We start from the raw sequence: 22,222 nt of genomic DNA, 5'->3' as shown, positions 1-22,222 counted from the left end.
CTAGAACAGGGTATTCCCTTTATTGAAATAGTTTTTCCCGAGGTGCTTAAAGGCAAGCTCAGTACATTCGCGACCCCGCGAGGTACGCATAAGATATCCTTCCTGAATCAGGAAAGGCTCGTATACCTCTTCGATGGTGCCTTCATCCTCACCCACTGCCGTGGCAATGGTTTTCAAGCCTACTGGGCCGCCCTTGAATTTGTCGATAATGGTACTCAAGATGCGGTTGTCCATTTCATCCAATCCATGTTCATCCACATTCAGTGCATTTAAGGCGAATTGAGCGATTGCTTTGTCAATGGAACCATTTCCCTTGATCTGGGCAAAATCGCGCGTCCTGCGCAGCAATGCGTTGGCAATACGCGGTGTACCACGGCTCCTTCTGGCAATCTCGTAGGCTCCTTCTTCCGAAATGGGCACATGGATAATAGCCGCCGAGCGCATGACGATATCGGTCAAGAGTTTGGAGTCGTAATATTGCAGGCGTGAATTGATTCCGAAACGCGCACGCAACGGTGCGGTCAGCAAGCCCGAACGGGTCGTGGCGCCAACCAAGGTAAACGGATTCAAGCTGATCTGCACAGAGCGCGCATTAGGCCCCGTCTCCAGCATGATATCGATCTTGAAGTCTTCCATTGCGGAATACAGGTATTCTTCTACCAGCGGGCTTAAACGGTGTATCTCGTCGATGAAAAGGATATCCCCTTCATCCAGACCCGTCAATAGACCTGCCAGATCCCCGGGTTTATCCAGCACAGGTCCGGAAGTAATCTTGATTCCGACCCCCATCTCATTGGCAATGATGTGGGAAAGGGTTGTCTTTCCCAATCCCGGAGGGCCATGCAACAGCACGTGATCCAAGGCCTCACCGCGTAACTTCGCCGCCTTCACGAAAATAGACAGGTTTTCCAGAATCTTCGCCTGACCCGTGAAATCCTCAAAGGTCTGCGGCCGGAGTACGCGCTCTAAATCTTTTTCCGTAGGGCTTAAACGATCTGGATTCGGATCAAGGTGTTCATTCATAATGCAGTATTGTATGTGTTAAATATCGGCAATATAATTTATATACCTATCTGTTATATTTCTTAAATAAGCTGCCGAGCTTCATTTGGATAACGCCAAAAAATGCCTCCTTAAAAATCTTGGTGCTCATTTTTGAGGTTCCCAAGGTCCTATCTGTGAAGATAATCGGGATTTCGACAACATTGAAGCCATATTGGATAGCTGTAAATTTCATTTCGATCTGGAAGGCATAACCCACGAATTTGATCTTCTCCAACGGAATGGTTTCCAGCACTTCCCTACGGAAACAGACGAAACCGGCCGTAGCGTCCTGTATATCAATCCGGGTAATCAACCGAACGTAAGCAGACGCAAAATAAGACATCAACACGCGGTTCATTGGCCAGTTAACCACGTTGACACCTTTGATATACCGGGAGCCAATCGTCATGTCGGCACCTTTGTACTTGCAGGAATCCCGCAAGCGGATCAAGTCATCCGGGTTGTGGCTGAAGTCGGCATCCATTTCAAAGATAAAGGCATAATTCCGCGCTAATGCCCATTTAAAACCATGGATATACGCCGTTCCCAATCCCAACTTGCCCTTGCGCTCCTCAATGTGCAGGCGGCCCACAAATTCAATGGATTGCAGTTGCTTTACGATCTCTGCCGTACCATCTGGGGATCCATCATCGACAATTAAAATATCAAAATCAACCTCCAATGAAAATACCTTGCGGATAATCCGTTCGATATTCTCTTTTTCATTGTATGTTGGAATAATAACTAAGCTATCTGACACTGTTTGATTTTTGAAAGGCTAAAGGTACACAATTAACGGATTAATTTGGACTTGTCCAATCGGATGAGCGCAAAAAAATACATTGCAGCTACTTTTTCAATGCATTTTGCCGAATTGTACGCAAAAAGAAAGCCGATCACGTGTGATCGGCTATCGAATTATATAGTTTCGTAAGCATCAATTAATTGATACCGTGCATCATTTTCTTCAATTTGCCATTGAACAACAATAACAAGATTGCCACGGCCACTGGAAGTGCCGCAATGATCAGGAAGAATACGGTCATGGAATATTTCTCGGTAATCATATCGATGTAGGATCCGGTCATACCAGCGATAAAGTTCGCGATGGCCGATGCTGTGAACCACAGACCGAACAATAGACCTGCAAATTTCTTCGGAGAGAGCTTACTTACATAAGACAGACCAACCGGTGACAGACACAACTCCCCTGTTGTATGGAAGAAGTAGGCCAAGATCAACCAGATCATGCTCACCGATGCTGTTTTTGCACCTTGTGGAATAGACATCGACCCATAAGCCAACGCCACGAAACCAACAGCGACCAAGATCAGTCCAAAAGCAAATTTAACCGGTCCGGAAGGGTTCCATACTTTCTCCCATAATTTGGAGAATGAGGAAGCCAACGTTACGATAAAGAAGGAGTTCAAAATCTGGAACCAAGAAACGGTAACCTCTGTAACATCCTGTGAGAACTCACGGTTTACCTTCCATAAGCCCAATCCCCAGATGATCGCGAAGGAAATTGCCGTAGCAATAACCGTCATTGGATATTTACTGTAGATCTGTGTGGAAAGTTGGAAGAGGACGTAGGTTACGATTAAGATTGGAAAGATAGTCAGCGCAGCATCAACCCATTTGAAGATTGTTCCAGCTTCGCCCGAAAGGACACGCTGCGTATAGTCTTTAGCAAAAATGGTCATGGAACCACCAGCCTGCTCGAAAGCAAAGAAAAAGAAAATAGAGGCAATCATCAGTACCGCTACAACAACGAGACGGTCTCTGACAACATTTTTCGGCGTTTGATCTTCTTCTACCAGGTTATGTACATGTTCGCTCGGTGCGTGTTTAGTACCCGGTTCTTCACCGATCACACCGAAAATTTTCTGTGCGAAATAGAATTGAACCATACCGAAGAACATAAATACCCCCGCTAGACCAAAACCATAATGCCAGCCGACTTTCTCACCGATGTATCCACACAGCAACATACCTAGGAATGCGCCGGAGTTGATACCCATGTAGAAAATGGTATATCCAGCATCCTTTTTCTTGGATGTATCCGGATACAACTGACCTACCATGGATGAAATGTTTGGTTTAAACATACCGTTACCCAAGATCATCAACACCAAACCGATGTAAAAGAATGTTGGCGAGGTCTGCTCAAAAGCCATGGAAGCATGACCTAAGGTCATTATTAGTGCGCCCCAAAGGATCGCTTTCCGGTAACCTGTCAATTTATCGGCAATCATACCACCGATCAACGGTGTAAGATAAACCAAACCGGTGTACCAAGCGTATAACTGCATGGCATCGGAATTATTCCATCCCCAACCGCCTTTAGCGATCTCGGTGATTAGGAATACGGTCAGAAGGGCTCTCATCCCGTAATAACTGAAACGCTCCCACATCTCAGTAAAGAACAGGACAAACAAACTCGCTGGATGCCCCATTACCATCTTCGTCTCAACACCTTGTTTCTCCAGGTGCTGGACCAAGTCTTGGTCGTTTTCTTGATTCATCGGTTATTATTTATTTTTTGTTATTATAAAGTTAATTTCAGAACAATATTTTTTTCGGATAGCAAATTAACAAATTTTTATTTACAATTTGACGCAATTTAAAGCCAGTTTTCATTAAAATAATCCCAACCTCCGGTTACAACAAATTGACTGCTTTGAATAAGTAAGGGTTTAATCCAGGTCCATCATTTTTATTTCCGTCTGCAAACATTGTCTAGCAATCTGCAATAAACCAATACGATACAGCCTTCAAACAAACCAATCCATAACCTACCCTGCCCTGTCCATCTAAATCACATCAAGGTATCCAAAAGCTGTTCAAACATCGAATCGAACCGCCATTTTAATTAAAAATTATGCATTCAAGGTTTTATAATTCGTTTCTGTAAAAACAATTTTACTTCTTACAGTTAGTCAATTTAGAGTAAATGTAATTAGTTCAGGGGGAATGAAACAAATGTTTCGGAAAATAAATTGGCAGGGCGATTGGGATTGAGGGTGCTGACGCATGGTAGAGGCACAAGAGATCCAACGCTCAGGCAGCTGCATTACTCTTGCGCCAGGGCTTTGGTTCCATCCAGGGCACAAGAGATCCAACGCACTTGCCCTGCCGCACAACTCTTGCGCCAGCATTGTGGGCTTGAAATAAGGGAGAGATTTTGGGAGGGAATGGGCGCGCGCCCATTCCCTCCCAAAATTTCTCCTAAACGCGTCATATCGCACGCTGGCGCAAGTCTTTTGATGTGGGCAGCGCGGTGGCGGACTTGTGCCAAAAAACATGCCGTAGGCACAAAAAAACAGCTGGCACAAGACATCCGCAAAAGACATCTGCACAACCCTTGCGCCAGGGCTTTGATTCCATCCAGGGCACAAGAGATCCAACGCATGTGGCCTGCCGCACAACTCTTGCGCCAGCTTGATGGGCCATCCGCAAAACACTTGCGCCAGCGGGTAGCTTGGGATTAAAAGGGGGAAGATTTTGAGGCACAAGAGATCCACCACACTTGGCCTGCCGCACAACTCTTGCGCCAGCGGGTGGCTTGGGATTAAAAAAGGGGGGAGATTTTGAGGCACAAGAGATCCACAACACAGGCCTACCGCACAACTCTTGCGCCAGCGTTGTGGGCTTGAAATAAGGGAGAGATTTTGGGAGGGAATGGGCGCGCTCTGCGCGCCCATTCCCTCCCAAAATCTCTCCTAAACGCGTCATTTCGCACGCTGGCGCAAGTCTTTTGATGTGGGCAGCGCGGTGGCGGACTTGTGCCAAAAAACATGCCGTAGGCACAAAAAAACAGCTGGCACAAGACATCCGCAAAAGACATCTGCACAACCCTTGCGCCAGGGCTTTGATTCCATCCAGGGCACAAGAGATCCAACGCACTTGGCCTGCCGCACAACTCTTGCGCCAGCGGGTGGCTTGGGATTAAAAAAGGGGGAAGATTTCAAGGCACAAGAGATCCAACGCACGAGGCCTGCCGCACAACTCTTGCGCAAGCTTGATGGGCCATCCGCAAAACATTTCCGCCAGCGGGTGCCTTGGAATTAAAAACGGGTAAAAAATAAGACGGTACCCTGAGGGATACCGTCCTTTTAATAAATTTATAATTTAAATAAATTATATAAATATCTATAATACAAATATTTATTATTTAAATTTTTCCAATAAAGCTTTCGTCAATTTAATACCTTCTACTTCACTGATTTTATCGCCTTCGAACTCAATCCCTACATATCCTTTATATCCAGCCTCTTTTACGATTGCCATCATCTTTGCATAGTCGATACCGGTATCATTCCCATTGGCGTCAAAAGCATGAGACTTCGCCGATACGCCTTTTGCGTAAGGCATTAACTCTTTCACACCTTGGTAGCGGTCATATTCATAGAAATTACCAAAATCAGGTAAGCTACCGCAGTTTTTCTTGCCTACGGATTTCAACACATCCGCTAACCAATCGCCATGGGAGGAGATGCCACCATGGTTTTCTACAACAACGGAGATCTTGCCTTTCTTACCGTAATCCGCTAACGTGGAAAGACTTTTTACCACTTGTTCCTTCACCTCTTCTTTGGTGCCTTTACCAGCAGCATTCACACGTACCGCATGACAGCCCAAAAAATGCGCCGCATCGATCCACTTGTAGTGATTCTCCACAGCCTCCACGCGCTTCGCTTCATCGCGGTCTCCGAGATTACCTTCCCCATCGATCATGATCAACACATTCTTAACACCATTATCCTTGGCACGGTTGTTCAAATCCTTTAGGTAAGTCATGTCTTTCGCCTTATCCTTAAAGAATTGGTTCACATATTCTACACCATATATACCGAATGTTTTTGCGGTAAATTCAGGGAAATCGATATTCTTGAGGTCCCCTTTGTACAGCGTACGGTGCAGGGACCATTCCGCCAATGAAATCTCGAACCAATCCTTTTTTGCGGCAAAGACATCCAATGAAGGTGCCAATGTTGCGCCGGCAGTGATCAGCCCAAGATTTCTTAAAAATTCTCTTCTTGAGTTCATATTGTTGATTGTTTGGGTTATTATTAAATGTTGGCCCACCCGGACGTCAGTACGTCGACCAAATGCATGGTCTTGATGGGAAGTTGGTGTTTCTCGATGTATGCCTGCAACTGTAATAAGCATGAGGAATCTGTCGAGATGATGTAATCGGCTTTCACTTCCATGGCGCTCAAAACCTTCTGTTCAGCCATGGCTGCGGAAATACCTTCAAATTTTACGGCAAAGCTTCCTCCGAAACCGCAACAGGTTTCCTGTCCGCGCATTTCCACGAGATCCAATCCCCCAACATGGCTCAGTAAACGGCGTGGCTCCTCCTTGATCTTGCACTCCCGAAGGGCCGAACAGGAATCGTGGTAAACGGCAGTACCGACAAGCTCGGCACCGAAGTATTCCTTCTGCAACACATTGACCAAGAAATCGCTTATTTCGAAAATATTGCGCTGAATGGAACGGCAGGTATTGTGCTCGATCGAATTGGTAAACAGATCATCATATCCGCCACGCACCATGCCTACACACGATGCCGAAGGACTCACGATCGGATGCTCCACATTGAAATCACCGAGAAACTTCTGCCCGATGATTTTCGCTTCATCCCAGAAGCCAGCATTGTAGGAAGGTTGACCGCAACAGGTCTGTTCCGTATTATAAACAACCTCACAACCAGCCTTTTCCAATAATTTAACGGTATTAAAGGCGGTTTCCGGATACAGTTGATCAATAAAACAAGGTATAAATAGCTCTACTTTATTCATTTATTATTTTGAATAATCTGTAATTTATTAAATTTTAACACTCTAAACAACAAGAAAAACCCAATTAGAAAAAATACAGATAAAAATAATGCTGAATATCGTATGTTATGTGTGATTTGCTCGATAAAGGCAAAGGTAAATAGGCCGACTACGATCGCTATTTTCTCGGTGACATCATAGAAACTGAAGAAGGATGTGGTATCCTCAATATGTTCCGGAATCAGGCGGGAATAGGTTGAACGAGAAAGGGACTGGATCCCTCCCATCAGCAATCCCACCGCAAAAGCCATCCCATAGAATTGGTACTCATTATTCAAAAAGTAGGAAAAACAACAGATCATTACCCAGAAAAATACCACCACGATCAATACCTTGATGTTTCCGAATCGTTTGGCCAGTACGGACATGATATATGCCCCACCGATGGCGACGATCTGAATAAGGAGAATGGAGGCGATCAATTTGGATGATCCCAGTTGCAATTCTTTCTCACCGAAAGCTGCTGCTACAATCAGGAGCGTCTGTACTCCCATGGCATAGAAAAAATAAGCCGGAAGGAACCGCCGAATGGCGTCAATTTTTTTGATCTCGGCAAGCACGGTATTAAACTCATTCTTCACCTTTTGGAAGAAAGGCATTTTCTCTGAGCCGATTGTGGGTCTATTTTTGGGCAGGTAGCGGAATGGAATCTGCGCAAACAGGATCCACCATAGCCCCACCAACAAGAAGGAAATCCTGGCCGGTAAGGAAGGATCGACAATACCAAACCATTCGGGTTTGAATACAAAGACAAAACAGATCAGCTGCAGCGTAACACAGCCCACATACCCGTAGGCAAACCCCTGCGCACTGACCCTATCCTGTTGATCCGGCGTGGCAATGATCGGCAAGTAACTGTTATTGAAGGCCACACCACCGATATAACCAATGGCCGCCAGGGCAAAACAGACAATCCCCCATTCCAGTGTTTCCAGCTTGAAGAAAAACATCCCCATACAGGCAAATGCACCTACATAGGTAAATAGCTTCATGAAAAACTTCCGCTTCCCTGCAGCATCGGAATAGGCAGAGATGAAAGGCAATCCCAAAGCCATCAACAGGTAGGCAATGGAAAGCGAGAAATTTGAGAGTGCCGTATTCACCAATTCGATTCCGAAAAAGGAAACGGTATCTCCGGTATCCTTATTTGCAGTGATGGCAGTATAATAGACAGGGAAAATGGTCGAGTTGATGACCAAATTATAAGCAGAATTGGCCCAATCAAACATGGACCAAGACCTAATCAATCGCTTATCGTTCTTCTTGAAGACCTTCATAAGATTATTCTATGCGAATATAACAATTGATTTGAATATGCTAATAATTTTCATAGATGTGCGTAATGATGCGGACCATCTCGCGACGCACCGGTCCGGAACTTCCCATGTAATTATTGTTCAGGAACGAATAGGCATAGCGATTTCCCTTTTTGGTCTGTATGTAGCCGCTCTGGCAGTGCACGGAATTGATGGTACCGGTTTTTGCCCAGACAAATGCCTTTCCTCCAGGTGTTGGATACACCCCCTTCAGGGTACCCTCCAATCCGCCAGCAGGGAATAATTTTAATTTCGCAGCTTCATCGCGCACTTCGTTATTGATCCATAGCAGCAATTGCACCATGCTGCGCGGAGTAATCTTGTTATAACTGGAAAGGCCACTACCGTCCCGCAATTCAATGGTATCAGGTAATTTGCTGTAATATTCCTTCATCATATACGCACGCAGATCCTCGGTCTTAAACGCACGGTATTTTAGGAAAGAGGCAATCATATTCAGTTGCTCCGCCAAGAAATTATCGCTCGGTAGCATCATCTCCCGTAAAACATCCTTGGTAGGTAATGAATAGACGATCTTGTGATTTGCTAGAAGCGGGAGATTGATCAATTGAACCTCCTGATGCAGGGTATCCTCAAGCAATTTCACCAAGAGCGTATCGCTCGGACGGAAAGGTTTTTCATTGACATAACCCTTTGGCAATGGGAGCTCATTGATTTCCAACCTATTATTTTCCAAAGCTCTATGGATCCGATACCGAGTGGTGGTATCCGATAGCTGGACTACCTCTTTATCAAAATGGGATGGCATAAGGGAAAGTTTTCCATTTACTTCCCTGAATTGTATGACATTACCATAGATAGGAAAAACAGATACTTCAGGTTGGTAGTAGAATTCGTAATCTTCAATGGACCATCCGTTGCGGTAACTTGGCTCCTGGGTATTTGCTGTCGCATAGAACAGTTTCTTGTTGCTGTTTTTCAGGAAGTTATACACCTTGCCATTATCCAACCTGGTATGTAGGAAAGTTGGATCTCCCGTACCCCAAAATATCAGAGAGTCTCCCCGCTCTTCATAGGCCAAACCCGGAATGGAATCCCCAATTAATTTAAGGGATGTATAGAGGGTAAAGACCTTGGTATTGGAGGCCGGCGTAAAATGCTTTTCCGGATTGTAGTTGAACACAAAACTCTGGTTGTTGATATCATAGAGTGAGAATCCATAATAATGCTTATTGAGGATATTGGACTTCTGGAGTTGTTGATTTAGGTCTTGGTCGATTTGCGCATGGACCGTGAGAAAGGCAAATAAACCAAGTGCGGTTAGGATGTTTTTCATAATGTAAACATAATAATAGTTTAACGAATTCATAACGGTTAAAGCGGGAAGTTTTGTAACAAAAAAGGGGGCATTCCTTCGAATGCCCCCTGCTCTATCACAAAGAGATCAGTTTATTTCTTTTGTGTCAGCGCACCGTTAGAACGATCGATTTCCGCCTGCGGAATTGGATAATATTCGTCGGCAGGATCGAATTTCAAGTTCAGGTATGACGAAAGATGCTGACCTTCAAAAGCCGAATACGCTTCGATGGTCTGTTTAGCAATCCCCCAACGTACCAAGTCATAGAATCGATGCCCTTCCATGGCCAACTCCAAGCGTCTTTCGAAACGTACCGCCTTCCGAGCATAATCCGGGCTTGGGAAAGATGTATATGGTTTCACGTCGTAATCAGCTGCATTAACACCGGTAGCTGTTTTCTTTGGCTCCAGATTAGCTGCACGCTTACGGATATCATTGACATACTTCATTGCTCCAGCAAGGTTTCCAAGCTCCACTTCACATTCGGCAGCCATTAACCATACATCGGCCAAGCGGATAATGTTCACATCCAGACCGGTCAGGTAATTTTCACCAGGAGCAGCTTGGGTTGGAAATTGGGATCGTGGGATCATCGTCTTGATACCTACAAATGGTCCAGCATAATTTGCGTCGCGGATCCATCCATTACCCGGCATAATGCCGTAATCTAAATATTCCACGCCACGTCTACCTACAGTATAATCCAAACGTGGGTCAAAACGAAGTTTGACATTCAAGGTATACGTCGCATTAGCCGCAACCCCTTTATCTGAAAGATAAGGATTCGTACGATAGGAATCGTCCAATAATGGCAATCCCTTTGCATCCACCTTGTATGCATTCACCAAGTCAATCGTTGGTTGATAAAAACCACAACAGCCTACCGGTGAACTGCCGTACAGACCACCCAACATATCGCCCACATTGGCATTATCTGCAGAACCGTTTGAGTTGATGGCATGCTTGGATACCATCACCACTTCAGGTCCATTTTCTGTAGTGACATCAAAATTGTTCCAGAATGGCATTCCAACGATATCTTTGCCAGCCATCACCTCTTTGAAGAGCCCCAAAGCATCGCCATATTTCTTCTGATACAGGTACAATTTACCTAAATATGCTTTAGCAGCATTCTTATCCATACGGCCAAACTCATTGTTGATTTTGGTTGCTGGCAGGTTCGCTACTGCAAATTTCAGATCTTCTTCGATCAATGGCAGCACATCCTTGTCGTTCTTAACGGTTTGCGCATCTTCTGTTGAAATATCCTCTGTAATGATCGGTACATTTCTAAATACTCGCCACAGCATGAAATAATAATGCGCGCGTAACATTTTACATTCCGCTTGGATCTGCAAGGCTCTTTCCGCAGTAATTTCCTTGGTACTCGCTTGATCGTTTGCCAATAGGCGAAGCGTATTGTTACAACGCATCACCCCTTCAAAATACACCTGCCACATTTGGCTCAGGTTATCATTCGTACTGATGACATTGTAAGCTTCGATCATGTTCATTGGTGACTGGTCATCCAGGAAAGATCCCTTATGGGCATTATCCGATGCCACCTCACCAAAAAGCCATTGACTCGGTGCGGACGAGTAATTACCCCATGTACCACTGACATTCCCGTTCAGGATACTGTAAGCTCCTACAAGTGCACCTTCAACACCATCTTTATTTCCCACCTGAGGCTCAGAGAGCTGGCCCTGTGGTAATTTCTGTAAAAATTCCTTCCCACAGGAGCTTACCAAAAGCATCCCTGCACCTAAAAGAATCATTAATTTATTTCGTTTCATGATTGTACTTTTTAAAATCCTCACTGTTAAAATCCTAAACTTAAACCGAATGTATATTGACGTGCCTGTGGATATACCCCAAAATCAACGCCCAATGCTGGGTAGTCAGATGGTGTAGCCGATACTTCTGGATCAAGTCCTTCATACTTTGTAATCGTAAACACATTCGTAACCCCTAAATACACACGTAATCTATTGAACGATGTATTTTCACCAAAGATCTTCTGGGTCGGCAAATTATAGCCCAACTGCAGGTTCTTCAGTTTTAGGAAACTACCGTCCTGGATGTAGTAGGATGATGTCACGTATTCCATTGCTGATGGATTCTGTTCCGGCGATGGCAAGGATGGAATATCACTTCCTGTGTTTGTAGGACTCCACTCATTCAATAGGCGCGCACTTTTCTGTCCTTTAAATACACCGAAGTCGGTGAAGTAACGCGTTGCTTCGTACAGGTCATTACCCTGAGAACCATAGAAGAACATTAATAAATCAAAGTTCTTGTAATTGGCATTGATATTCAAGGAATACACAAAGTCAGGGTGTGGGTTTCCGATAATCGTACGGTCTCCCGGATCGATTTCGCCATTGTTATTGAGATCGGCATATTTCAATCCCCCTGGACGTGCATTTTCATACGATGGAGAATTGGCAACATCGTCCTCACTCTGATAGATACCGGCAACTTGGTACCCATAGAACGAACCAAAAGGTTGGCCTTTCTGAAGGATGGAAGTCTCCATACTTCTGAATACGCCATAATTTACATGGTCAATAGTTGGTGCCAAGGAAACTACTTTATTAACATATCTGGAAAAGCTTGCAGAAAGATCTAAAGTGAATGGTTTTTCCTGACGTTGGCCATAATGGTATCCTAATGAGAACTCAATTCCTTTGTTGGACATGTCACCGATATTTTGGTATGGCGATGCCGCGCGCCCTACTGCCGCTGCAGGAAGAGGCACCAAGAATAGCATGTCGGTTGTAGTCTTGTTGAACCAATCGATGGAACCATCAAGGTCACCATTCAATACCGTGAAATCCAAACCTACGTTCACTGATTTCACCTGTTCCCACTTGATATCCGGATTGGCGTAATCACTTTGCCAAATACCATTAATGGCTGTGGAGTTCATTGGATAGGATGACTGCGTCAATGAGGAAACATACCGGTTCAGGTATTGGAAAGCTGGAATACTTTGGTTACCGGTTACTCCGTAACCTGCACGTAACTTCAAATCCGTCAACCATTCAGCGCCCTGTGCGAATTCCTCCTGGGAAATACGCCAAGCACCTGAAATCCCTGGGAATACACCATATAGATTGTTTACCCCAAAGTTGGATGAACCATCACGACGACCGATCAAACTCAATAGATAACGATCTTTGTAGGAATAATCTACCTTACCCATCAACGAGAACATGGAACTAATAGATCCTGAACCGTTGTTGTTGAAGTTTGTACTACCAGCATTCAGATACAGGTAATCCAGACTGTTCATGATAAAGTATCCATTACGGCTACCATCGATACCACGGTTCCGGTTCTTAATGGCCTCCGTACCGAGCATGATGTTCAATACGTGATCTTCGCCTAATTTTGGTTTATAGTTTACCGTATTCGTCCATGTCCACTCCGTGGTGAAACCGTGGTATTCACTCATACCGTTGTTGAAACCACCTTCAGAGAATTCAGGGTTCGGATAGGTATAACTTACGCCATTGTAATTTTCATAGCGTAGACCAAAATTGCTTCGGAACGTCAATCCATCGATGATATCGTATTCCGCGAACGCATTTCCAAAGAAGAAATTGGAGCGGTTCATGTTATCCTTTGCTCTATAGGCCATCGCCACCGGGTTCTGACCATTACCATGTCCTTCACCCCACGAACCGGCGAAATTTCCTCCTTCATCGTATACGGGAATGATATTCTGGATACGGTAAGCAAAGCCCAATACGGAACCTTCCCCTTGGTAGCCACCAGCTGTGTTCGGATTAACCCCCATACCAAAACCTTCGGTATACGCATAGGATACATTCTCACCGAATCTTAATTTTTTATTGAAGGCATTGAACTGGGCGTTATTTCTGACATTGTAGCGTCTGAATCCAGAATGGATCAAACTACCTTTTTGGTCGAGGAAACCTCCAGAGAAAGCATATTGCGCTGTTTCAGACCCGCCACTTGCGCTCAATTGATAAGATTGGATCGGCGCATTTTGGGATAATTCATTGAACCAATTGGTACCTGCGTGATTTGCTTTCGTAATCTGATAGAAACCGGAGCGGTCTTTCGCAAAATAGTTATACTTTGACATGTCCAAATCCTCTGGTGTGATTTTATGATCACTATTACCTCCAGCGACCAAATACTCAGGCAAGGTTAAGTTGGTACCGTTCAGTCGGTTATCAAAATCCAACACCTGCTGTGGAGTCAGCATTTTTGGGAAAGTACTTTTATTTGGTACACCTACGCCCGCATAGGCGTCAAAAGCAATGGTGGTACGTCCTTCCTTACCCGATTTGGTGGTGATGATCACAACCCCGTTATTCGCCCGGGCACCATAGATAGAAGCAGCTGAAGCATCTTTCAAAACCTGCATGCTTTCGATATCGTTCTGATTCAACCAGCTTAATTTCCCTTCGAAAGGTACACCATCGATAACATACAAAGGTTCATTGTTTCGAACAGTGGAATAACCACGGATCCGGATTTGTGGTGTGGAACCTGGCGCACCGTCATTCACGATCTGAACACCTGTCGCCCGTCCCTGCAAAGCTTCCACAGCGGAACCTGCCGGTTGTGATTTCAATTCACTGACGTTGACAACGGCCACAGCACCGGTCAAATCTTTCTTACGTTGTGCTCCATACCCCGTAACAACCACTTCTTCCAAATTACTACTGTCCTCATCTAGTGAAATAACGGCATTCTGCGTAACGGAAGTAACGGTATAACGTGCAGTAACAAAACCTACATAAGTCACTTCGAGCACATCATTTGCTTGCGCATCGATTTCGAAATTACCCGATGCATCGGATGATGTACTGGAGGTTTTTCCAACGACTTTAATCGTTGCACCAATAATCGGTTGTTGGGTTGCTTTGTCTACGATACGACCTTTTACAGGTGTCTGTATCGCATACAAGGGATGCGTAGCGATCCTATTCCAAATAGTGGATTCCGCTGCGATCGCAGTTTGCAAACTGAGAACGCCCATGGAAATCAGCAGACTATTCTTAAGCACCCTTTTTGAGAAAGGATTGCCTTGGAATTTCATTGATTTTCCCATAATAATAAAATGTTAGTTAGTTTGTTAATGACTGAGTTTAAAGATTAATTAAGTATGCCCCAAAATCCCTTTCGGGCATAGGAAATCATCAGTTTTTCTTCAAAACAATTCCACCTCGCCCCAAAATGAAGCAAGTACAACATGAAATAACCGATGATGCAATTAGGTTAAGTAGGTTTCTTTTTCGTAATGGTGTAATGGTGGTTCATAAGCTGTTAGTTTATAGTTTTATTTAGTTTATAAGCGCATTTAGGTAACAAGAAATTATAAAACCACAACCATTGGAAAGAGTATTGAAAGTGTGCATTATACACTCTGTATTTTGACCTGAATTCTAGCTATAGCGATAATACATATCATCCCTTTAGCTTCAGGACAGGATCTTTTAAGGATTTCGGTTTACAATTAAATCTAATTTAGGAATTATTTTTAATAATCAAAGCCTTATTGTCACAAAATTGTGTACATAAAAAAAGGAGGCACTTAGCCTCCTTTTTATTGAGAAATAATAAAATTTTATTTACCTAAAACATACTTGATCCCCCCGAGGATCTGTTTTTGGAAATTTGCATCTTGAAAGGATTCCTTGGTATGACCAAGTCCTGTATAGAACATCTTGATGCCCTCGAATACCTGGTACCAAGCAATGGGATGGAAATCCCCCATCTTCCCATTCTTGTAGGAAGACTCATCTAAGGTCATTAAAATATTCAATCCCGGTTTGACATCACTGAAATCGTACCATTCATCTTTATGGAACCACTCTTTAGGCAGATGTTTGGTTGCCGGGTGCTTTCTGTTCAATACATTGATCTTCGCTTCCTGCACGGCAGGATGACTTGCGAAATAGCCGCCAACCAATTGACCATACCATGGCCATTCGTGTTCGGTATCTGTCGCGGCATGAATGCCCATAAATCCCTTGCCCGATTTCAGGAATTTCTGGAATGCATTCTTTTGGGCCTCATCGAGAATATTGCCCGTGGTACTGAAAAATAATACGGCATCAAAATTCTTTAGGGAATCGGCGAGGAAAATACCGGCATCTTCCGTATGAAAGACATCGATACCATTTTCCTTGTACAGTTTTTTGATAACCTGGACACCTTCTTCGATGTTATCGTGCCGAAAGGCAGCAGTCTTTGTAAACAGCAGAACCTTTTTAGGGTTCTTCGCGTAGGTAGCGAATGAAGCGCTGACACCAATTAGGATGAGGAGGGTTAGGGTGATTAGTTTTCTCATTGTTTAGTTTATTAGGGATTTATAATAGTCTAAGCTTTCGATGATCAGATCCTCTTCTACATAGTTATTATAGGCACAATCCCCAATGGTATTCAACAGCGCGAATCCCAACTTATTGCTTTCGTTCTTCTTGTCATTGCGCATCAATTCAATAAACTCCGGATAAACCGCAGTATTGTAATCATAAGCCGGGTATAGTGCCATCAAGAAATCTGAAATCTCTTTCAGTTCCTGATCTGGAAGGCCATTTACCTTATTGGAGATATACGCCTCACAGACCATACCGATCGCGATGGCTTCTCCATGCAGCAGCGGGTTATTGTCCGACACCAGGGAATAGCCTTCAATGGCATGGCCAATCGTATGTCCGAAGTTCAAGATCTTGCGCAAGCCCTTTTCCGTAGGGTCTTCCGTGATCACCTTATTTTTAATCTGAACGGATTCGTAGACCATATCTTCGGGAAGATTAGGTAGTACGACAGTTTTGCATCGCTCAAAAAGCGATTTATCCTGAATGAGCCCATGTTTGATCACTTCGGCAAAACCGGAGCGCATCTGGCGGTCGTCCAGCGTTTCAAGGAATTTATTCGAAATGAATACGGCTTGCGGCTGGCTGAATGTTCCGATAATGTTCTTGACATTATCCAGGTCAATACCAGTCTTTCCACCAACAGAAGCATCCACTTGCGATAACAACGTTGTCGGAATATGGATAAAATCTATCCCACGTTTATAGGTTGAAGCGGCAAAACCGCCCATATCCGTAACAACTCCTCCTCCGAGGTTCAACATCAGTGCTTTTCGATCTGCACCGAAGTCCAACATGGTCTTCCACACACCGATACAGAAATCGATATTCTTGTTCTCCTCTCCCGGGTCCACCTCAATAATATCATAATCCACGATATCCGGAATGGCCGCCTGGATTACAGGCAGGCAATGGTCATTCGTATTGCGATCTACCAAAATCAAGAGCTGCGAATAATCATGGTCTACCAGGAAAAGCTGCAACTCACTTAACGAGTCGTCAAAAACAACGTCGTACCCTAAACTTGTTATCTTCTTCATATTAAAAATTCCATCTAAAGATAGATTATTTTCCGAAAACATTGCGGTATCCGGACGATGGTTACCACAAAAAATAGGAATCCCTTAAATTATCTTGACTTTGTTACCATCAAATTCGACCATATCCCCCACTTTCACCTTCAGTCGCTTCCGGTAATCGACCTCGCCATTGTACTTGACCAAGCCCTCTTCTACAGCCCACTGCGCCATCGCGCCATGCTCCACCCAGTTCATCACCTTCAATAATTGGATCAATTGGATGAATTCTCCTTTCAATGTAAACGTTTGCATAAACAAAAGTAATTCTATTCCCATAATTTAAAAGTTAAGATTTGATTTTTCACAGAAAAAACCTTTAATTTTGCCAGCACAAAAATAAAGTAACATGGACATAGCTTCACCTTTAAAGCTGGATTTTAATAATACTGAAATCGCCTTCTCAGGCAAATCTGATAAAGATCTTAATAAAGCATACTGGTTATTCAAAATGGTAGCCAGCAACGCCTTGATCAAGATAGGTACACCTATCACTACATTTTCCCTAAACATTGGATTGCCGATCACAGGGATCATCAAGAACACGATCTACAAACAATTCTGTGGAGGTGAGAGCATCGCTGACTGTAGCCGCGCGATCCAAGACCTTGGAAAAGGACACGTTACGACTATTCTCGATTATTCCGTTGAAGGGGAAGAATCGGAAGCAAGTTTCGATGCGACCTGTGCGGAAATTTTAAGAACAGTGGATGCTGCCAAAGCAAACCCATTGATTTCTTTCTGTGTATTCAAACCGACCGGTCTTGGCCGTTTCGACCTATTGGCGAAAATCGATGCCAAAGAAACACTTACAGCAACCGAGCAGGAAGAATACAAACGTTTAATGGATCGTTGTGACCGAATCTGTAAAGCCTGTCACGATGCAGGAATCCCAGTTTTGGTAGATGCAGAGCACTCCTGGATCCAAGACACCATTGATGATATCGCTAGGGAAATGATGGAAAAATACAATCAGGAAAAACCGATCGTATACAACACCTATCAATTGTACAGACACGATAAATTGGCATCTTTGAAGGCTGACTTTGCCTATGCGAAAACACAGGACTTCCATTTGGGTGCAAAAATCGTACGTGGAGCGTATATGGAAATCGAACGCGAACGCGCGAAGGAAAAAGGGTACCCATCCCCGATTCAACCGGATAAGCCAGCGTCGGATACCGATTACAACCAAGCAATCCACTTCTGTCTGGATAACATTGACCGCATTGGGTTGATGGCCGGAACGCACAACGAACAAAGTTGCCGTATCCTTGCAGAAGAGCTTGAGCGCAGAAATATCCCACACAATACACCGAATGTGTTCTTCGCACAATTGTTGGGTATGTCGGACAATCTTTCCTTCAACCTTGCAGCGGCGGGTTACAATGTAGCGAAATACATGCCTTATGGGCCGGTTAAAGCAGTAATGCCTTACCTATTCCGTCGTGCACAGGAGAATACCTCCGTGGGTGGACAGACCGGACGTGAGCTAAGCTTGATCATGAAAGAACTGAAAAGACGTAAGTCTGCTAGAAAATAAAAGATTCATCTACTGAAAGTCTCCAAATCTTGGAGACTTTCTTATTTTTGCCGCATGACGGAAATTGCACAACAGAAATACCGCAAGCTAAAAGCCCTAGCGCAACAATATAAAGCCCTTTTATTTGATGTTGATGGAACCTTAGCCGATAATATGCATGCCCACAAAGCTGCTTATGTCGCTACGTCCAAGGAATACGGTATCGATCTGGATCCTATATTGATTGATGAGACGGCAGGTTGGCCTACCATTGCTGTTGCGGAAGAAATCTCCAAGCGATATGAGACGCCGCTGGATAAATATGTGTTCGCAAAACGGAAATCTAGGATCTTTCTGGAGCAGTTTGTCCAACAGACCTTACCCGTCGACTATGTTGTTCAGGTTCTTTTGGACAGTGTGGACACCCATCGTATTGCACTGGTCTCAGGGGGCACCCGATCGACCTTGAATGTCACCTTAGAGACCATTAAATTACACGGGAAATACGAAACATTGGTCTGTGCCGGAGATACCCCTGAGGGCAAACCTTCACCACAGCCTTTCTTATTGGCCGCACAACAGCTGGAAGTGGATCCGCAGGACTGCTTGGTCTTCGAGGATGGAGACCCCGGCGTACAGGGAGCAATTGCTGCAGGCATGGCCTACGTGCGTATCGACCAGATTTAACGCTAGAAGTTTGTAATCACGCGGATTCCACCGTTGGTATAATTCATGTCCGCACTTTTAAAGCTTCCAACAGGAAGTTTTACGAACGGTTCTACGGAAAGGGAAATGCCCTTTTTCATCTTCACCTCTTTACCTAATGAGAAGTTCACAAAGCCACCTAATGCGCCTTGTTTGACATTTTCATCATCCGTCTTTATTGCTTTGGAAACCTGTTTCACCTGATTCCGCATTTCCGAAGTATTTCCTGGAAGGCCCTGCGAAAGTAGTTCACTATTGGCATTCTCAATATAATGCGTATAACGGTTCTGGTTGATCACTGCCGCATAAGTTACCCCTGAGGAAGCATAGAATCCCTTGGCGAATTTATATTTCACATCCAATGGCACTTCCAGCGCCTGCACATTTCCACTTACCGCATTGATATTCGGTAAGATCAGGGAATTGCTCATGGCATTGGCTTGCAAACCATGACTCGAAACCTTCTGCAGGGTTTCCTTAGATGCATAGACCTCCGTACCTTGGTTGGATAATGGATCCTTCAGCGTAGATACCTCATAGCGATTATAGCCCAATCCTGTCCGCACACTTAAGTTCTTGTTGATGTTGTAGGCCAGTACCAATCCTCCACCAACATTAAAGTTTTCATTGGTAGAACCCGGGGAAACAAACAATCCCAGGTCGAACTTCTCCCGGAAACTAAACTTTCTATCCCGTAATTGTTGTCCATTTGGCCCAGAAGCTAGCACATTCCCATTGGTTTCATGTGCCATTTGCCCATTCACGGGCATAATCTCCCGGAATCCTGCTTCACCATCTTCTTCAGGAAGCTGCAATGCTGCGATCTGGAGATCCCTGCGCTGTACAGATGAAGAGTGTATACCAGCACCGGCAGAAACATGTACCGCATTACCGGCTTGTAATTGCCAAGGTGCAGTCTGCTGAATCGACATCCAAGCATGTTCCTCCGCACCTCCATAAATTGGTGTCGTTGGGGCATGTGCAATTTGGCGATCAGCCAACCCGCTTTGTAACATATCTTCAGCCTGTCCAGATGGTTGCTCGGTGATCTGCCCCTGCTGCTCTCCAGAAAGTTCCTGCGAACTGTTCGGAGATGCTTGGGTTTGCGGTATATCTTGTTTTACGAGCTGTTCTCCTGATGTTTCAGCCTGCTGTTGCGGCCAGAACGTCACGGCAAGCGCCCCGAACAATAAAATCGCCGCTGCACTTGCTGCCCAATAATATGGCTTGGTCCTACGGATTGGCGTTCCGCCATGGCGTTGCTGGAAATTCTCCCAAGCACCCGCACGATAGGGAAGCTCATCCGTAGCTTTCATCCGCTCGATGATATGTTCTACAATATCTTTTCTATTCTTTTGTTCCATTTTCTAAACGAATCAGGATTGTAAATTCTGTAAACCAATTTGACTTGCATATAATTTCCGCAGTTTCTGCTTTGCTCGCGTCAGGTATGTGCGGGATGTACTTTCCGGAATCTGAAGCTGTTTTCCGATTTCTTCGTGTGAATACCCCTCAATCTCATATAAATTGAAGATGGAACGCTGAATATCCGGCAATTGCCGGATCAGGGAGAGCATATCTTCATACTCCAAACTGCTTGCATTTTCTACCGAATAATGCAGTGTATCGCTGCTGGGCAAGTCATCCAGCATGTACATTTGCTTGCGGACGCGTAGGGCGTCGATCGACGTATTGACGGCGATCCGCGCCAGCCAGGATTTAAATGTCTTCTCCAAAACAGCTTCATCCTCATGTAGGGAAAAACTGGGAATCTTATTGAAAGCCTTCACAAAGCATTCGTTCGCCAACTCTTCCGCTTCCATTTCATGCTTCATGTAACGGATGACAATAGCCATCACATATCCATAGAACTTCTTGTATATAAAGGCCTTGCTCTTTTCCGAATTGGAAAGGACACACTTCTCCAACGCCGTCCGTAGAGACAATGGTTCAGATTTACCTAAATATGTATTGAAGATCCCCACCTAAGTTTTCATTAATTTCTTGATGTCCTTAAAAACTATAGATGAATTTAGACGCTCTGCATGCTTTGTTATTAATTTAATCCTAACAGTATGACGAGCGAAAACAATTCTTTGCTACAGTTGGTATAAAATAATGATTACGATCATTACTTCCTTGAAGTTTATTTGGTAAATTTAACAAACACTAAAATTTTACGATCATGAGAGCCATATTATTTCCTACCGATTTTTCTGACATTGCCAATAATGCCTTCCTATACGCGCTTCATATTGCCAAGTCCATTGACGCCAAGATCTATGTGTTGTACACCTATCTGGAACCGGTTCTGTCTGCGACACATGGCGGTCAGCCCGAGCTATTGGGAGAAGTGTATCAAACCATCGAGTTGAATCAGTTTGAGATCTACAAAAAGAAAACACAAGCACTCCGTGCTATCGCTGCCGAAGGCGGAATGGCCGATGTGGAACTGGTTTTCCTATTTGAGGAAGGTCCTGTAGCGGCTGTCGTCAAGAAGATCGTTGATCGGGAGAAAATCCATGTGGTCGTAATGGGTACTCACGGTGAATCGGGCTTCTTGTCGAAATTAATCGGCACGAACACCGTTAATGTCATCAAGTCCATCCAGAACCCCGTTCTGGCTGTTCCTCCACATGCGAAATACCAAGGCATCAACCGTGCTGTCTTCACGACGCTATTCCGTGAGAAGGACAAATCTGCATTGCGCGAAATGCTGATCATGTCCAATGCCATCGATGCCAAGATCGATTGTGTCCATGTTTTGCACAACCGAAATGTTGCGGATGTTCTCTTACAGACTGAAGCTTGGCAACAGGAATTCAAAGATGAAAATATCGAATACATTCTTTTGGACGAGGTGGAAAGTGTTGAAAATACCATTGCCAATTACATCCTCGAGAACAACATTGATATCATGGGCGTGGTAAAACGGAACAGATCATTTTTTGATCGATTATTCAACAGCAGCATCAGTAATAATTTGGCATTTCACTCAAAAGTTCCAATCTTAGTATTTCACGAAGAAAAATAGCC

At 44.3% G+C, this 22,222-nt stretch carries 17 protein-coding genes; 3 read left to right on the top strand and 14 right to left on the bottom strand.

The window, feature by feature from the left end:
- From ruvB to G6N79_RS11510, 12 genes are all read right to left on the bottom strand, one after another.
- Entirely contained in the window at positions 1–1,023 is a 1,023-nt protein-coding gene (ruvB, locus tag G6N79_RS11565; protein WP_103906399.1) for a Holliday junction branch migration DNA helicase RuvB, read from the bottom strand.
- Between the two features lie 46 nt (positions 1,024–1,069).
- Positions 1,070–1,804: a polyprenol monophosphomannose synthase gene (locus tag G6N79_RS11560; protein ID WP_103906400.1), complete on the bottom strand. Its 735-nt coding sequence runs from the start codon at positions 1,802–1,804 to the stop codon at positions 1,070–1,072.
- Positions 1,805–1,985: 181 nt separating this feature from the next.
- On the bottom strand, positions 1,986–3,569 hold the full coding sequence (locus tag G6N79_RS11555; RefSeq protein WP_103906401.1) for a peptide MFS transporter: 1,584 nt from the start codon (positions 3,567–3,569) through the stop codon (positions 1,986–1,988).
- A gap of 1,645 nt (positions 3,570–5,214) precedes the next feature.
- Complete coding sequence (locus G6N79_RS11550) at positions 5,215–6,093, bottom strand: sugar phosphate isomerase/epimerase family protein (RefSeq protein ID WP_103906404.1); 879 nt, start codon at positions 6,091–6,093, stop codon at positions 5,215–5,217.
- 23 nt (positions 6,094–6,116) lie between these two features.
- Positions 6,117–6,848 carry a (Fe-S)-binding protein gene (locus tag G6N79_RS11545; RefSeq protein ID WP_103906405.1) on the bottom strand — a complete coding sequence of 244 codons (732 nt, stop codon included), beginning with the start codon at positions 6,846–6,848 and terminating at the stop codon, positions 6,117–6,119.
- Positions 6,845–8,164: an MFS transporter gene (locus tag G6N79_RS11540; protein ID WP_103906406.1), complete on the bottom strand. Its 1,320-nt coding sequence runs from the start codon at positions 8,162–8,164 to the stop codon at positions 6,845–6,847. Before G6N79_RS11540 ends, G6N79_RS11545 begins: the two co-directional genes overlap by 4 nt.
- A gap of 40 nt (positions 8,165–8,204) precedes the next feature.
- Positions 8,205–9,500: a D-alanyl-D-alanine carboxypeptidase gene (locus G6N79_RS11535; RefSeq protein WP_160003735.1), complete on the bottom strand. Its 1,296-nt coding sequence runs from the start codon at positions 9,498–9,500 to the stop codon at positions 8,205–8,207.
- Between the two features lie 113 nt (positions 9,501–9,613).
- Positions 9,614–11,317, bottom strand: a complete 1,704-nt coding sequence (locus G6N79_RS11530) for a RagB/SusD family nutrient uptake outer membrane protein (RefSeq protein ID WP_234993199.1) — start codon at positions 11,315–11,317, stop codon at positions 9,614–9,616.
- Positions 11,318–11,343: 26 nt separating this feature from the next.
- A complete protein-coding gene (locus G6N79_RS11525) occupies positions 11,344–14,613 on the bottom strand; it encodes a SusC/RagA family TonB-linked outer membrane protein (protein WP_103906408.1) in 3,270 nt (1,089 codons plus the stop codon).
- 516 nt (positions 14,614–15,129) lie between these two features.
- Positions 15,130–15,855, bottom strand: coding sequence for a ThuA domain-containing protein (locus G6N79_RS11520; RefSeq protein ID WP_103906409.1), 726 nt, complete (start codon positions 15,853–15,855; stop codon positions 15,130–15,132).
- A gap of 3 nt (positions 15,856–15,858) precedes the next feature.
- The gene (aroB, locus tag G6N79_RS11515; RefSeq protein WP_103906452.1) at positions 15,859–16,923 is read right to left on the bottom strand and encodes a 3-dehydroquinate synthase; all 1,065 of its coding nucleotides are present in this window, start codon (positions 16,921–16,923) and stop codon (positions 15,859–15,861) included.
- Between the two features lie 84 nt (positions 16,924–17,007).
- On the bottom strand, positions 17,008–17,214 hold the full coding sequence (locus tag G6N79_RS11510; protein ID WP_103906410.1) for an RNA-binding S4 domain-containing protein: 207 nt from the start codon (positions 17,212–17,214) through the stop codon (positions 17,008–17,010).
- A gap of 94 nt (positions 17,215–17,308) precedes the next feature.
- On the opposite strand from G6N79_RS11510, the gene G6N79_RS11505 reads away from it, so the two are divergent.
- The gene (locus tag G6N79_RS11505; protein WP_103906411.1) at positions 17,309–18,502 is read left to right on the top strand and encodes a proline dehydrogenase family protein; all 1,194 of its coding nucleotides are present in this window, start codon (positions 17,309–17,311) and stop codon (positions 18,500–18,502) included.
- Between the two features lie 54 nt (positions 18,503–18,556).
- A complete protein-coding gene (locus G6N79_RS11500; RefSeq protein ID WP_103906412.1) occupies positions 18,557–19,168 on the top strand; it encodes an HAD family hydrolase in 612 nt (203 codons plus the stop codon).
- Between the two features lie 2 nt (positions 19,169–19,170).
- On the opposite strand, the gene G6N79_RS11495 is transcribed toward G6N79_RS11500, so the two are convergent.
- Both G6N79_RS11495 and G6N79_RS11490 read right to left on the bottom strand, forming a co-directional pair.
- Positions 19,171–20,550, bottom strand: a complete 1,380-nt coding sequence (locus G6N79_RS11495; RefSeq protein WP_103906413.1) for a hypothetical protein — start codon at positions 20,548–20,550, stop codon at positions 19,171–19,173.
- A gap of 12 nt (positions 20,551–20,562) precedes the next feature.
- Positions 20,563–21,171 (bottom strand): RNA polymerase sigma factor, encoded by a 609-nt coding sequence (locus G6N79_RS11490; protein WP_103906414.1) that lies wholly within the window; start codon positions 21,169–21,171, stop codon positions 20,563–20,565.
- Positions 21,172–21,371: 200 nt separating this feature from the next.
- On the opposite strand from G6N79_RS11490, the gene G6N79_RS11485 reads away from it, so the two are divergent.
- Positions 21,372–22,220: a universal stress protein gene (locus tag G6N79_RS11485; RefSeq protein ID WP_103906415.1), complete on the top strand. Its 849-nt coding sequence runs from the start codon at positions 21,372–21,374 to the stop codon at positions 22,218–22,220.
- The last annotated feature ends 2 nt before the right edge of the window (positions 22,221–22,222 follow it).

Origin of the sequence: Sphingobacterium lactis (genome assembly GCF_011046555.1) — a bacterium.
GTDB classification, from domain to species: Bacteria; Bacteroidota; Bacteroidia; order Sphingobacteriales; family Sphingobacteriaceae; genus Sphingobacterium; species Sphingobacterium lactis.
The sequence above is the reverse complement of the archived record's forward strand: the minus strand, read 5'-3'. Positions and strand labels throughout refer to the sequence as shown.

Coding starts and splice junctions, on each gene's coding strand:
- G6N79_RS11485 (WP_103906415.1), top strand. CDS start 21,372: ATGAGAGCCATATTATTTCCTACCGATTTTTCTGACATTGCCAATAAT.
- G6N79_RS11505 (WP_103906411.1), top strand. CDS start 17,309: ATGGACATAGCTTCACCTTTAAAGCTGGATTTTAATAATACTGAAATC.
- G6N79_RS11500 (WP_103906412.1), top strand. CDS start 18,557: ATGACGGAAATTGCACAACAGAAATACCGCAAGCTAAAAGCCCTAGCG.
- G6N79_RS11510 (WP_103906410.1), bottom strand. CDS start 17,214: ATGCAAACGTTTACATTGAAAGGAGAATTCATCCAATTGATCCAATTA.
- G6N79_RS11530 (WP_234993199.1), bottom strand. CDS start 11,317: ATGAAACGAAATAAATTAATGATTCTTTTAGGTGCAGGGATGCTTTTG.
- G6N79_RS11545 (WP_103906405.1), bottom strand. CDS start 6,848: ATGAATAAAGTAGAGCTATTTATACCTTGTTTTATTGATCAACTGTAT.
- G6N79_RS11555 (WP_103906401.1), bottom strand. CDS start 3,569: ATGAATCAAGAAAACGACCAAGACTTGGTCCAGCACCTGGAGAAACAA.
- ruvB (WP_103906399.1), bottom strand. CDS start 1,023: ATGAATGAACACCTTGATCCGAATCCAGATCGTTTAAGCCCTACGGAA.
- G6N79_RS11550 (WP_103906404.1), bottom strand. CDS start 6,093: ATGAACTCAAGAAGAGAATTTTTAAGAAATCTTGGGCTGATCACTGCC.
- G6N79_RS11525 (WP_103906408.1), bottom strand. CDS start 14,613: ATGGGAAAATCAATGAAATTCCAAGGCAATCCTTTCTCAAAAAGGGTG.
- G6N79_RS11495 (WP_103906413.1), bottom strand. CDS start 20,550: ATGGAACAAAAGAATAGAAAAGATATTGTAGAACATATCATCGAGCGG.
- aroB (WP_103906452.1), bottom strand. CDS start 16,923: ATGAAGAAGATAACAAGTTTAGGGTACGACGTTGTTTTTGACGACTCG.
- G6N79_RS11540 (WP_103906406.1), bottom strand. CDS start 8,164: ATGAAGGTCTTCAAGAAGAACGATAAGCGATTGATTAGGTCTTGGTCC.
- G6N79_RS11535 (WP_160003735.1), bottom strand. CDS start 9,500: ATGAAAAACATCCTAACCGCACTTGGTTTATTTGCCTTTCTCACGGTC.
- G6N79_RS11520 (WP_103906409.1), bottom strand. CDS start 15,855: ATGAGAAAACTAATCACCCTAACCCTCCTCATCCTAATTGGTGTCAGC.